Here is a 13,369-nt window from a genome sequence, read left to right on the forward strand (position 1 = left end):
TACTACCTGTGGTGTTTAAATTTTTTCTACGGTTTTTCGTAAGGCCTCCAGGGCATCGTGTATCCTTTTGCTCACTGCTTTATCCGAAATGTTCAAGATTTCGGCAATTTCCCTGTATTTTTTTCCTTCAACACGGCTCAGTAAGAATGCTTCCCGTTGTATTTCGGTAAGGTTTGCAATGGCATCTTGCAGTTTTTTGCCATATTCCTTTTCTTCCAGTAAAAACTGTGGCGAATGCTTTTCTACCCTTGGTTGATGGCTCTCTACATATTTCAGCACCACTTTTTTATGTGCTACGGTATTCAGAAAAAGATTGTTGGCTACTGTGTACACATAGGATCTTGCTTTTCCTGGGGAGACTTTTTTACAGTTTTCCCATAGTTTTATAAATGCTTCCTGTGCCACATCATACGCCCTGTTTTTATCTCCACATTTAAAATAGATGAAGTTTATGATGTCCTGGGAGTAACGTTTGTATATGGTATTGTAGGTGCGCTCCTCGCAAATGTGTTTTTTTTCTTCTTCCATAGCTTTTGTAAACTTATAGAAAAAATAAAAAATAAAAACCGAGTAGTAATTTTAAACGTAAACTGTTATACAAGTAAGCAACAGCTTTTTAGAACGGGCTGTACTGCTTGTTTTGTTTCTAGTTTATGGAACAAGGGAAACCAAATTGCTATGAAAAGAATTTGGTTGGTTAATGTGGAAGCCCATCTTGTAATATTGTATTGCAGATGGGCTTTTTTATATTAGTTGATTGCGTCAAATTTATAACCTATTATTTTGTCTTTCCCGGGGTTGGCGTCTACCGCGACGAGATAGGTTATGGTTTGTCCGTTTGAAAACTCCAAATACGAATAGTATTTAAAGAGTTTTCCTATTTCGTCCGATGCTTCACCCACAGCATACAGATTGGAGCTCTTAAGTTTCCCGAAACGTTTTTCGTAATTTTTTATGCCCTGCCCAATATTTTCTTCGAGCGATTGTGGGATGTCGCTGGGATTTTTGATGCTGTCCATATTCTTGAAGTTATGCTCCAACAGATTTTGTGAGAATTTACGCACGTTCTTGGCTTTTGTGTCCAGCGTTTTAAGAATACTGGTATCGTAGTAAAAGTTGGCTGTATCCTTTTTGGAATTTATCATATACACCTCGATATCGTCATACGATTTTTTCTCTTCGGGTGTAAGGGCATGGTACACCATTAGTGCTGCAGCACCACTGGCGATAGGGGCGCGAAGTGTGTCTACCATTTTACTGTTTGAAATAAATACATTGAAGGTGGTTCTTTTTTCAGAAGTGTTGGATACAAAGCTCTTGGAATAGCTTGCAGTGCCTTTGTAAACGTCTCCAATTTTATCGAGAGCTCCTTTTTCGGTGTCTGAAGCACAGGCGAATAAACTTGCAATAGCTGCAGTGATTAAAGTGATTTTAAGTGTTTTCATGGTTGTTGTTATTTGGTTAGATTATATTCAAGAGCTGTACGTACCAATCCCGCTGTATTTCTGGCGCCGGTTTTAATGAGCATATTGCGTCTATGGGTCTCTACGGTTCCAAAGCTTATAAAGAGCTTGTCCGCTATTTCTTGTGTGGTGCATTCTTCCAATATAAGTTTTAATACATCCTTTTCTCGTCTGGATAGCGTTGGGAACGGGCTCGTTATTTTTTCTGTTCCATTTTTAAGAACGCTGTTGAGCACTATTTCGTTCACGGTATCGTCTAGGTACATCTTACCCTGGTGCACCGTTTTTATGGCATCTATCACTTCGTCCTGACCAGCGTTTTTCAACACGTATCCTTTTGCACCGTTATTGAGCATTAATTTTATAAGGCTGCTCTCTTTGTGCATGCTTATCGCCACGATTTTTAGATCTGGGTTGTACTTCAGCAATTGTTTGCAAGTTTCAATACCGTTAATTCCTGGCATATTGATGTCCAATAATACCACGTCTACTTTTTGTTTGGGAATTTCAGTGATACTTTCCTCCCCATTGAGTGCTGTGCCTACTACGGTTATGTCCTTTTCGTCCTTGAGGAGCAATTGCATTCCATCTATTACCATTTTGTGGTCGTCTACTATAAATACGTGTATCATAATAAGGGGATATTAATGGTTACTGAAGTTCCGTTACCGGGTTGTGAGTCCCAGTCTATCGTGCCATCCAGGTAAGCTACCCGGCTATGTATGCTTTTAAGTCCCAAGCCTCCATTTGCTTTGACTTTTTTAATGTTGAAACCTTTCCCGTCGTCTTCTATCAATAGGTTCAGTTCTTGGTTGTGCCCCACCAATTGTACAAGGATATTTTTGGCGTTGGCGTGTTTTCTTATGTTGGAGATTATTTCTTGTATAAGTCTATAGATCATTACCTCTTTAGTGGGTTCAATATTCTTTGGAAGATTGGTAATTTCGATATTTACATCATATCCTTGCTCCTTAAGGTGTGTGCCCACATCTTCGATAGCACCTTGCAAACCAGAAATGCTCAGCGCGTGGGGCATCATATTATGCGAAATCCTACGAACTTCTATGCAGGCCTCGTCTATTAGTTGGTTGGTTTTTTCGGTAAGGTTCAACTCGCTAAGTACATTAATTTCATTTTGTATCGTGGTAAAATGTGCTTTTACGGTGCTCAATAAGCCCCCAAGGCTATCGTGCAGATCCTTAGCGATGCGTAATCGTTCTGCTTCTTGACCTTCAATCATACTGTTCATAGCTATCAATTTGTTTTTTTGTTGGAGTTCGGTAATTTTTTGTTGCTGAAGGGCTTCGGTCTGTACGGCCAATCTATTTTTGTACTGCATGCGCTTACGCAAGAACAAGATAATAACTATTGAAAATACTGCCAAGGTAATAAGGCCAATGAGGATATTTCGTTTTAATTGTTTCTCTTTCTGAAGTATAGCCTCTTGCTCTTCCTGTTTTTTATTGAAATCGTACTGCATTTCAATTTGCGTGAGCTTCTTGATGTTCTTTTCGTTTATAACTGAATCCCTGGCAACCGTGAACATCTCAAAATTTTCAAGTGCCTTTTCAAAATTGCCTTTACGTTTGTAAGCATCGAACAGACATTCGCAAGCGGCTGTCATAAGCTCTGGAACTTTAATGGCGTCTATTAGGTTTTTGGCTTTTTCGCAATCTGCAATTGCTAGGTCCAAGTTGCCTTTTTTTATAAACAGTGTACCTCGAAGGGGTAACACTTCGGCAATTCCTGCAGCATGTTTTTTCTCTTCAAATATCGCCATGGCATCGTTGAAGTTCTGCATAGCCTTTTCTACGTCTCCCAACTCTAAGTGAGCGGCGCCAATATTAAGGCTGGAAATACCCAAAGAGGTAAGAGGGGCGCCAGCTTTGGTTTTCAGTTCCTTTCCTTTTTTTAGCGCTTCTAGGGCATCTTGGTGCCTACCCATTTTTAAGAGTAAATTGCCCTTGTTGCTGGTTATTACTCCAGCTCCATACGTGTCGTTCATAGAAAGTGCAGCTTCGTTTGCCAGATTGTAATAGATTAACGATGTTTCATAATCCTCGGTCTTGTTATATAAATTGGCTAAAGAATTTGAGAGAACGAGATTTTGTCCTTTTCGTTTTTTCTTCAATTCTGGTGTAAGGGTTGTAGTGTCTATTTTGTCCAGAATTTCCTTCGCCCGCATGGTGTACACGATAGATTGCGAAATAGCATCCTGTTTCTTTGCAATCCCTCCTCGGGTGGCAGAAATTCCCGAACGTAGAAAAGGAAACTCCTTTCCCTCGATAAAGGAAGCAGATTTGTTCAAGTACGTGGAAGCCGAATCTAACTGCGAATTAAAAAAATGAAAATTCCCTAAGGAGTAATAGGAGTTGGCAAGCATTTCGGGACTATTTACTTCTTCAGAAATTTTTACAGCATTGTCTATAAGTCTCTTGGTAGGGGCAGCATATCTATTCTTCCCGGCTTGGGAAGTAAGTAATTTAATGGCCTGGAGATCTTTATCCATGGTACCCACCAATTGTAAAATCGAGTCTACGTTGCGCTGGTTCACGGGTTTTCGCTGGCCAAGAGCTGTGAGTGCATTGCATAGAAAAAGGCAAGTACAAAAAATATAGATGGAACCTTTAATTTTCACAAGATTGGTTAGTAGTTGTAAAACACGTCTAAGGTAGGTAAGCTTGCTAACCAATTGGGTATGAATTCAGCCAGTACTTGAATCTATATGAATTCATAGAGGAATATTTCCTACAAAACCTAAATCGGAATTTTTACCGTAACGCTGGTTCCCTGGCCAATTTGGGAGTCCCAATCTATAGTGCCGTCCAGAAACTGCGCCCTGCTGTTAATGCTCTTTAAGCCCAAACCACCTTTTTCCAGTTGTTCTTTATAGTTAAACCCCTTGCCATTATCCTCTACCAAGATGGTAAGTTCATTGTTGTGCCCCAAAAGCTGGATGGTAACTTCACTTGCTTCGGAATGTTTCCTTATGTTCGATAATAGTTCCTGGAGCAACCTATAAAGCATCACTTCCTTGGTAGCATCTACATTTTTTGGATAGTCAATAATTTCAACCTTGGTCTCGTACCCTTCTTGCTGTAGTTGTAGTCCAAGATCTTCTACAGCACCTTGCAGCCCCGAAATGCTCAATGCTTGTGGCATCATGTTGTGTGAAATCCTGCGCACCTCTACCACGGCTTCATCAATAAGTTTGTTGGTTTTGTCAGCAAGGTTTATTCGTTCTACCTGCTTGAATTCGTTTTGGATGGTCGTAAAATGTGCTTTTACGGTACTTAACAAACCGCCCAAACTATCGTGCAGGTCCTTGGCAATACGGAGTCGTTCTGCCTCTTGACCCTCGATCATACTGTTTAGGGCAAGCAATTTGTTTTTTTGTTGGAGCTCGGTTATCCTTTGTTGCTGTATGGCATGCGTTTGTGCTGCAATAGTTTTTTGTGATTGTAACCTATACCTAAAAAACAGCAACAGCATCACCGCTACTACGGCCAATGCAATAAGCCCATATCGGGTCATGTTTTTTTGGCGGGTCTGTTTTTCCAGCTCCAGTTGTTGGGAGAGTATCTTACGTTCTTTTTTTTCGGTTTCAAATTCAATTTCCAGTGCTGCTATGTTTTTCTTCATTCTTTCTGAAGTAACACTATCCTGCAACGACCCCTGCAATATTTTATAGGTATAGGCATCTTTATAATTGTTAGCCGCAGCGCTCATCTTGGCAAGCGTGGTGAAGATATCTATTAAATGTGAAGGCTTTTGTACGGTTTGTAACCTCTCCACAGCATTTTTCAGATAGGGGATGCCCTTTTCGGGATTGCCGTTGGCTTCGTACAGATTTGCAAGTGCAATTGTTGTGTAAGCGTAGGAGTTCATGCTTTGTATGCTGTCACTGATGTTGATGGCTTTTTGTAACAGCGGAATGTTCTCCTTGCTCAATCTCCTTTTGAACAATGCTTCTATGGGCATGTGCCCGGCAGGAGTATTTACATGTGCTTCCTCATAATGCTCAGCAAGGATCTGGGTAAATTTTGCCAATTGTTGGGGCTTGTCCACTTGTGTGTAAAAATCCAGAATTATGTAAAGATGAAAACGTTTTTGGGAAGTGTTTTCCCAGTCCTTTACCAATTCGTAAATTTTCAATAGATACTGTTCCTGCTTGTCGTATTCCTTGAGAGAGTTGTATACCGCAGCCTTAGCGTCATAATAATTTGGTAGTAATACCCTGTTTTCTTCTTTCAGTATAAGTTCCTCTACTTTGTTGAGGTAAGCGAGCGCGCTATCTGGCTGGTTAATTTGGTCTAAACTATATGCCAGGGAGTAGTGGAAAAATATATAGCGCTTCTCCATATTGAACTTATCCGAAAGTTGGATGGCCTTTTTCTTAAGCGCTATGGCCTCATCCAAAAAACCGCTGCGGGATAGATTTCGGGAATAGGCTTCATAGAGGATGAGCTTGGCAAAATCTGTAGTGTCTTTCTTGAAAATATACTTGAACAAGGGAGTCGCTTGCTCCGGTGAATTTTTTCGTACAATGCTATCGCCCAGTTTAAAGTATAGGTGCCTTTTTTTCTCTTCTTCAGGAGAATTTAGGATGGTTTCAAGAACCTTGTCAATTTTTTCTTTCCCGAATTCTTGGGCAAACAAAAATTTGGGTTGCCCCAAAAAAAGGAGGGTCAACCCAAATAGTATATACATATGTTTCCGTAGTATTTTCACAAAGAAAAGATACACAATTATTGTGAAGTACGTTCTAGCGAGTTTTCATCTTTACCTGCAGCGTAAAGTCGCCTTCGCTCAATCCGTTGGCTCCGGTAACACCTATTACAACCCTGTAGGGCCTGTTTATGGCTACCAGATTAGTTACCGTTCTTGTGTGGTCCTGCGTTTTTCCTCGTACAGGGCGGTCCCATTTGTGGCCTGCCTCGCAGCGTATGCAGCGGTCCAGGTTGGGAACCAGTTTCATATTGTCCACCCCTATCTCATAGGCATATATGCTAAAATTCTTGCTCTTGTCCTTTGGGATTACGGTGACCTCCATCTCGCTATATTTTGGAATTACCCCTGTAAAGAACACGTGTTTGCCTGTAAACTTTTTCTTTTGGGTTTCTGGGAAACAGGCATTCTGGCTGCTCCAGGCCCAAGATAGATCGTCCAGTACGACACCTTGGTTTAGGTTGGCTGTATAAGCAACCTCACCATTGGGTTTGGGTTGTATTTCATTAACTTTTGGTTGGGCCATGATAGAAAACAACGGTGCCATTACTAGTATAAAGAAAATATTTTTCATAATTAATAGTTTTAAAAAGGGGCCAAAAATCACTTTGACCCCGTTGGTTAATTGAAATTATTTGGCGTTGATTCTATATTTGAATTTATTCCCCACCGAAAGATTCTTCATCGCAACAATGATTATTTTCCCTTTCACGTTTTTAAGGTTGAAGGTTTTAACCTTTCCGTTCTTGTCTTTCGGAAAAATATAGGAAACCCTTTCTTGGGTAACCCCGTTTTTTCCCTGTACGCAAATCACTACACCAGTCCTGGCTTTTCCATCGTATTTGTTTATGGTAAGTTTTACGTTGTTATTGAACGAAGGGTGGGTAACAAAAGTTCTCTTGGTCTGTCCCGTGATGCTCCCTGTTTCATTGCCGCCATCTATCTCAAGATAGCGAGGGCCAATGTTTGCACCACCATTGGATGCAATCCAGTTCCAGGCGTTCTTGATCTTTTTGGTACTGTTTTTAAAAGGAATAAGTGAGATGTCCGGTTTCCAGGGTCCAAATTTTTCCCAGGTTTTCTTGGCCAGTTTGGCGCCTTGGTTACAGTTTTGTGCTTCCGCTGTAAAAGTGAATGCAAACAATACGATACTGAATAATAAGATTACTTTTTTCATGATTTCTGAAATTTAAGATGATGTGTATTAAGGTTTAATTTCTAACTTTTGCTTCCATGGAATATCCAAAGGTGTTTCCTACCGAAACATTCTTCAGTTCAATTTTTAGCTCTCGGCTGGTGTTCACGTTTATCACCATTTGGTTTCCGGGCTGGCTTCTCTCAAAAGTGTCGCTGGAATATTCGGTCCAAGAGTTCCCGTTCTTTTTCCAAACGCGTACCGTACCACGGGCTTTACCACTGGTTCTTTTTATAATTACCTTGGTCTTGTTGGTACATGAAGCATTTGTGTAAATGGTTTTCTTTTGCTGCCCCATTAGCTTTCCAGTTTGTTTTCCTGTTTTTGAAAGGTTACTGGTACTTCCGGTAGCTGTCATTTTATATTTAAACTTGTTGGCTACAGATTGGTTTACGATATCCACCCGGATATTTTTTCCGGAAACCCCTGTAATGGTCTTGCTCTTTTTTGGAGTGTCACGTCCATTCTCGAAGATAATCCTATCCTTAAAGGCTCCGTTTGCATAAATGTTTACGGTTGTTTTTGCCTTACCGCCGGTCTTGTCGATAGTTACTTTGATCGAATTTGAAGTAGCCGTAAAATTAATCTTGGCTGGTCCTCCCGCCATCACGGTTCCCGTTCGGGATTTAAGGGTTGAAGTACACGTTTGTGCTTGCGCGTTCAGCCCAAAGCATACCATGACTATGGCTAGCGCAACTGTTTGTAAAGTTCTGTTGATGTAATTTTTCATAATTTGAAATTTTAATGGTTTATGAGATTATTATTTTGATACTGCTAAACTACGCAGGTATAATTGCTTGAGTATCAAAGAATACGGCTAGAGGTATAAAATGTATGAATTCCCGTAAGGGTACCCTTAATTCATATAGGTGTCTGAAAAACAGCTGCTTATTAAAACCTACAAAGCCCATCCCATAGGTTGAGACAGGCTTTTGCCACTAGGTCCTTTTTTGCTTTTTACACTACTTTGCCAAAATGGTAAACTGTGCCTTTTCGCCACTGTTTTTTAGGGAAATGCTCAGTACTTTTCCTTTTACGTTTTCCAGTACAAAACTTTTTGAGGTTTCTCCCATGGCAAGGGTGTGGGTCTGCAAATTTTCAGTGAGTTTTGCTTTTGTATGCGAGCATATCACTACTTCAAGACCTGCCAGGTCATTGTTGCCCGTTATGGTTATTTCCATGGTTTCCTTTGGGACCATATAGGTGACGTAGGTTTTCTTTTTGTTCTTTTTGAGGGTTCCTTTTTTTGGTTTTCCCTTGCTGGAAAGTAGTTTTGGAGTATTGCTTTTTAGGCTGAGCCCACCCAAGGATTTGGAGAGATTCTTCTTGACCGAATCGAAACCGGAGGTAAGTGATTCCGGATCGTTCAAGGCATTTTCCAATGTGAGGCTTTCCCACAAACCGCTTATTTGTTTAATGTCTTCGCTACATTCCTGTGCAAAGTTGCTTGTTGCTATTCCGAAGAACAATAAGATACATAGTAATTGTTTCATGATGCCACTTTTTAAGGTACATCACAAAACTACGGTCATATAAATTGCTGGCTATCAAAGAAAACCAATAGCGTTGAGAAATATATGTTTTCTGTAAAAGGGGAGTAGGGAGCAAATGTTACTCAGGAGAATCTTTTAATGTTGTCAACAGTGCTTCAAACTGGGTGCGTTTTTGGCTCTTCCTCAAGATGGCCATTTCGGTTGCAGTGCCTTGTTTTATGCTCAGGATGGAGGTAAGCATCCTCCGGGTGGTCAAAATTGAATTTTCCTTCATCAATGCTCTTGCGAGAGTTTCAATTTCCTTGAATTTTTCAGTAGTTATCCCTTTCCTGACGGGCTCACCACCGCTGTACGTACCAGAAGAGCTTTCTGCCTCGGTAATGGGCGAGTAGGTAAATTTGGTTTCTGTAATTCGGTATCTGTTGTTGTTTTGGTCTTGGTAGGTAATTGCCATAGGTCCTTTATTGGTAGTGCCACAAAACGCCACATCTTTATTTTTACTGCTCCCACAGCCCAACAAGAGCAAGGCAATTATGTATATAAAGAATTTTGTGGGTTTCATTTTTAAGTTGTTCGTGTAAAAGGTAAGCACTAGTTTTTTCTGAAGACCACTTTGGTCTCCTGGGTCGCCATGCCGTCTATCACTATAGGTTTTGTGATGATTCTTGCAATAATGGTATCGGTTTTGAACAGTGTTCTTGAAGCGATGGTGTACGTAAAACGTTGTTCCATCACGGTATCGTTAAGTTGCTGTAGACTCCCCATTGGTGAGAGATTTTTAACATCTATCGAATCCTGCCCTCGCGGCAACACAATGCTATCACTGGTTATTCCCTCCAATTGCTTTGATATGACCGTGCCCATTTCGGGGTGTTTGTTCTGTAAGGCGAGTAAATCGAAATATTCCTGTAATTTTTGTTCGGCAATGATGGCATAGGGAAAGGCTTCTTCAATTACGGTACTGCTGGTTGCTTCTGTAGCTTCCATTTCAACCATATCGCTGCTCACGGTAGCTTTCTCTTCGGAAACATTTGCGCAACCAACACATAGCAAAAGTAAAAATAGGTAGGAGAGCTGTTTCATTTTACTAAAAATTTAAGTTTTACCAATTGGCCGTTATGGTACTCCTTGTTCAAAATTTGAATGTTCCGCAGGGTACTGGTGGGGAGTGTCAATTTCTGTATAAAATCGTTTTTGGAGTACAGTTCAATCCCTGTGTTGTTGGGGTATACTTGATAGATCTGGGCATCGCTCGCAATGAGCTCTTGTAATTGGTTGCGCCGTTTTTCAACATCCATAAAATTTCCGCTGCTGTAATATTTCAGCATAAGGGCATAATCGTCCACACTCAATTTTACGGTGCCAAAGTCGTTGGTGTTGCTGTAGCGCACAATAGTATCGGTTTTGTGATAGGGGGATTGTACGACAAAGGTTATCTTTTCATCTTTTGTCTTGTAACTGAAACAGCCTTCATCATTGGTTTTGAGGTAAATGGGAGATTGCCCGGGCTGTAAAATCTTGATGTCCACAACCTGGGATACTGCTTCATTTTTATCCTCGTCTACCATGCAAAAGGTAAAGTTGTTTTTTTGGGTTACTTGTACTATAAAAATGATGAGTATGGGCAGGAAGATAGCAACCCACAGCACGGGCGGGAACCCTTTTCTTTTCTTGTCCTTTGTTTCCTCCACCAAACCAAGGTTTCCGTCCTTGAAATCTTTCCAATTTTCGGAACCCACATAGCGGCTCAGTATATTTAGGATATCAATTCGTGGTAGTTTTTTGGGTTGGTTCTTAAAATAAGTATAAAAGGATTTTTCTGAAATGCGCCCCTTCGTCCTGCTGAAGAGATCCTCCTGAAATGCCACGATGGTTTCCCCTTTCCAGTCTTCAGTATGCTTGGGTGCATGGTGCGTTTCCAAGAAAGTTTCGGCAACTTTTTCTTTTAGAAGTTTGAAATGGTGCAGTTGAGCTTCCGTCAATGTATATGTTTATAATATTGAAATTCAGTAACTTGTAAATTGTACAACAGTTTACAAAACTCTTACAAGCGTTTTGCAGCGATGTCTTTTCGGCCTGCGGTAGGTTTGTTTCATAATCATTAAAAATATAAAAATTATGAAGACTCCAAGTAAAAAGTTCACCTTAAAATCAATAATCGTTGCTTTTGCAATAATTGTGCTCTCCAGTTGCCAGCAAGCTTCCTATAAAGAAGATCTTGCCATGGAAAGTGTAGAAGTCACAGAGGATTACCAGGCAGTAGATGAAAATGAAGCAGCCGCAACAACCGCAAATGTTCCCGTACAGCTCAAGATCATTAAATCTGCTTCTGCACGGTACAAGGTTGAGGATGTAAAAAAGGCAACCGAGCAGGTAAAGGCCATGGCCCAAAAGTACAATGGCTACGTGAGCGATCTTAGGTTCGAAAACAATCTCTATGAAAAACAGAACCGCTTTACCATAAAAGTACCCAACCAATATTTTGATGTGCTGCTGGACAGCATTGCCAGCGTCGCCGTATTTACTGAATACGAAAACATTACCACACAGGATGTCACCGAGGAATATCTCGATCTGGAAAGCCGTTTAGCTACCAAAAAAGAAGTAAAGGCACGTTATGAGGAAATACTCCGAAAAAATGCCAAAACGGTTGAGGACATCCTTGCCACCGAAGAAAAACTACGTAGGTTGCAAGAAGAGATTGAAGCTGCCCAAGGGAGGTTGAAATACTTGAGCAGTAAGGTTTCCTATAGTACCGTACAAATAGATCTCTACGAAGCTGTACAATACAAAGACGAACCAAAGTCTTACACAAAGAGCTTTTTTGATAAGGCAGGTAATGGTTTCAATTTTGGTTGGAACTTGATCGAGGCCATTGTGATAGGGTTGATACATATCTGGCCAGTGCTTTTGGTGGTAATTGGCTTGGTTTTTTTCTTAAGATTAAAGCTGAGGAAAAAGTAAGATTTACAATGATAAATTAATTTGGTTTTGAAAACACCTCCCTTTCCGGTTTTGTACATTTTTCTTGCAGACTCTTTGGAGACCAATAAATGTAGTGATATGTATTCCCGCCTTAAGGGCGGGAGGGGGGTGTTACAATGTATATTAGTAAATAAACACTCCCCAAATAAATTAACCGTACCTTTGTCCCTCATAAAGAAACGAAACCTAAACTACACACGTTTCTGAAATACACTATATGTCATTTAAAAATCTTGGGCTGTCCGACGCCCTGCTAAAAGCTATTAGCGAAAAAGGATACGATACACCAACCCCGATACAACAAAAAGCGATTCCCAAAATTTTGGAGGGAAAAGATGTACTGGCTTCAGCACAAACCGGAACTGGTAAAACTGCTGGGTTTACATTGCCAATGCTTCAAAAGTTGAGCAATGCAAAAACCTTGCACAAAAGACCTGTACGCGCCCTGGTATTGACCCCCACAAGGGAGCTTGCTGCACAAGTACTCGAAGATGTAAGGACCTATTCAAAATTTGTGGATATTCGTTCCACGGTAATTTTTGGTGGGGTAAATGCCAACCCACAAATACGCACCTTGCGACAAGGGGTTGATATTTTGGTGGCAACGCCCGGTAGATTACTGGACTTGCACGGCCAAGGAGTTTTCAGCTTAAACAATGTGGAGTTCTTGGTATTGGACGAGGCGGACAGGATGCTGGATATGGGCTTTGCCCGCGATATCAACAAGATATTGGCACTGTTGCCCAAAAAGCGGCAGAACTTGCTGTTTTCGGCAACCTTTTCAAAAGAAATAAAGAAACTGGCAAACAGTTTTTTATATCAGCCCGTTATGGTAGAGGCCACTCCAGAAAATACCACGGCCGAAAAGGTAGACCAACTTATCTACAAAACCGATAAGTCCAAAAAAACAGACCTTGTCATAAAATTGATTTCCGAAGACGATTGGCAACAAGTGCTCATTTTTACGCGAACCAAACACGGCGCAAACCGTTTGGCAAAAAAGTTGGAAAAAGCTAAGATTTCATCGGCTGCCATTCACGGTAATAAAAGCCAAGGTGCACGTACCAAGGCACTGGCCAATTTTAAAAGTGGAAAGGTTCGTGTACTGGTCGCTACCGACATTGCTGCACGAGGTTTGGATATCCCATTGTTGCCGCACGTAATAAACTACGAGTTGCCCAACGTTCCCGAAGATTACGTACACCGCATAGGCCGTACAGGTAGGGCAGGAGCCAGTGGCGAAGCTATTTCCATAGTGAGCGTAGATGAGTTTGAATACGTTCGTGGCATTGAAAAACTTTTAGGAGAAAAACTGGACCAAAAGACCATTCCAGGATTTGAGGTGACTGAAACTTTGAAAGAAGTTGAAGAGAAAAAAGCAGCAAATAAAGCTGCAAACCAACGAGGGGGACGCAATTCGAGAACAAAAAAACCAACTGCTTCCGGGAGTAGGAATAGAAGAAATTCTAGAAGAAGAAAAAACTGAATTTTGGATTTTCAGTAGC

14 protein-coding genes are annotated in these 13,369 nt (G+C 40.9%); 2 read left to right on the forward strand and 12 right to left on the reverse strand.

Going from position 1 to position 13,369, the window contains the following annotated elements:
- Window positions 1–15 precede the first annotated feature (15 nt).
- The 12 genes from C8D94_RS05905 to C8D94_RS05960 form a co-directional block, all read right to left on the reverse strand.
- Window positions 16–528 (reverse strand): RNA polymerase sigma factor, encoded by a 513-nt coding sequence (locus C8D94_RS05905; protein ID WP_115122932.1) that lies wholly within the window; start codon window positions 526–528, stop codon window positions 16–18.
- Window positions 529–749: 221 nt separating this feature from the next.
- Window positions 750–1,445 carry a hypothetical protein gene (locus C8D94_RS05910; protein ID WP_115122933.1) on the reverse strand — a complete coding sequence of 232 codons (696 nt, stop codon included), beginning with the start codon at window positions 1,443–1,445 and terminating at the stop codon, window positions 750–752.
- 8 nt (window positions 1,446–1,453) lie between these two features.
- Window positions 1,454–2,095, reverse strand: a complete 642-nt coding sequence (locus tag C8D94_RS05915; protein ID WP_115122934.1) for a response regulator — start codon at window positions 2,093–2,095, stop codon at window positions 1,454–1,456.
- Window positions 2,092–4,101: a tetratricopeptide repeat-containing sensor histidine kinase gene (locus C8D94_RS05920; protein ID WP_115122935.1), complete on the reverse strand. Its 2,010-nt coding sequence runs from the start codon at window positions 4,099–4,101 to the stop codon at window positions 2,092–2,094. The genes C8D94_RS05915 and C8D94_RS05920 overlap by 4 nt, the downstream gene beginning before the upstream one ends.
- Window positions 4,102–4,220: 119 nt before the next feature.
- Complete coding sequence (locus tag C8D94_RS05925; RefSeq protein WP_115122936.1) at window positions 4,221–6,173, reverse strand: tetratricopeptide repeat-containing sensor histidine kinase; 1,953 nt, start codon at window positions 6,171–6,173, stop codon at window positions 4,221–4,223.
- A 55-nt stretch (window positions 6,174–6,228) separates the two neighbouring features.
- Complete coding sequence (locus tag C8D94_RS05930; protein ID WP_115122937.1) at window positions 6,229–6,765, reverse strand: hypothetical protein; 537 nt, start codon at window positions 6,763–6,765, stop codon at window positions 6,229–6,231.
- Window positions 6,766–6,822: 57 nt separating this feature from the next.
- The gene (locus tag C8D94_RS05935) at window positions 6,823–7,368 is read right to left on the reverse strand and encodes a hypothetical protein (RefSeq protein ID WP_115122938.1); all 546 of its coding nucleotides are present in this window, start codon (window positions 7,366–7,368) and stop codon (window positions 6,823–6,825) included.
- 34 nt (window positions 7,369–7,402) lie between these two features.
- The gene (locus C8D94_RS05940; protein WP_147278501.1) at window positions 7,403–8,116 is read right to left on the reverse strand and encodes a hypothetical protein; all 714 of its coding nucleotides are present in this window, start codon (window positions 8,114–8,116) and stop codon (window positions 7,403–7,405) included.
- 232 nt (window positions 8,117–8,348) lie between these two features.
- Entirely contained in the window at window positions 8,349–8,879 is a 531-nt protein-coding gene (locus C8D94_RS05945; RefSeq protein ID WP_115122940.1) for a hypothetical protein, read from the reverse strand.
- Between the two features lie 118 nt (window positions 8,880–8,997).
- Window positions 8,998–9,441 carry a hypothetical protein gene (locus C8D94_RS05950; RefSeq protein ID WP_115122941.1) on the reverse strand — a complete coding sequence of 148 codons (444 nt, stop codon included), beginning with the start codon at window positions 9,439–9,441 and terminating at the stop codon, window positions 8,998–9,000.
- Between the two features lie 29 nt (window positions 9,442–9,470).
- The gene (locus C8D94_RS05955; RefSeq protein ID WP_115122942.1) at window positions 9,471–9,962 is read right to left on the reverse strand and encodes a hypothetical protein; all 492 of its coding nucleotides are present in this window, start codon (window positions 9,960–9,962) and stop codon (window positions 9,471–9,473) included.
- Window positions 9,959–10,861: a hypothetical protein gene (locus C8D94_RS05960; protein WP_115122943.1), complete on the reverse strand. Its 903-nt coding sequence runs from the start codon at window positions 10,859–10,861 to the stop codon at window positions 9,959–9,961. Before C8D94_RS05960 ends, C8D94_RS05955 begins: the two co-directional genes overlap by 4 nt.
- Before the next feature lie 136 nt (window positions 10,862–10,997).
- On the opposite strand from C8D94_RS05960, the gene C8D94_RS05965 reads away from it, so the two are divergent.
- Both C8D94_RS05965 and C8D94_RS05970 read left to right on the forward strand, forming a co-directional pair.
- Window positions 10,998–11,843: a DUF4349 domain-containing protein gene (locus C8D94_RS05965; protein ID WP_115122944.1), complete on the forward strand. Its 846-nt coding sequence runs from the start codon at window positions 10,998–11,000 to the stop codon at window positions 11,841–11,843.
- Window positions 11,844–12,081: 238 nt separating this feature from the next.
- Window positions 12,082–13,350, forward strand: a complete 1,269-nt coding sequence (locus C8D94_RS05970; RefSeq protein ID WP_115122945.1) for a DEAD/DEAH box helicase — start codon at window positions 12,082–12,084, stop codon at window positions 13,348–13,350.
- Window positions 13,351–13,369 lie beyond the last annotated feature (19 nt).

This window comes from Marinirhabdus gelatinilytica, from assembly GCF_003353425.1.
GTDB lineage: Bacteria > Bacteroidota > Bacteroidia > Flavobacteriales > Flavobacteriaceae > Marinirhabdus > Marinirhabdus gelatinilytica.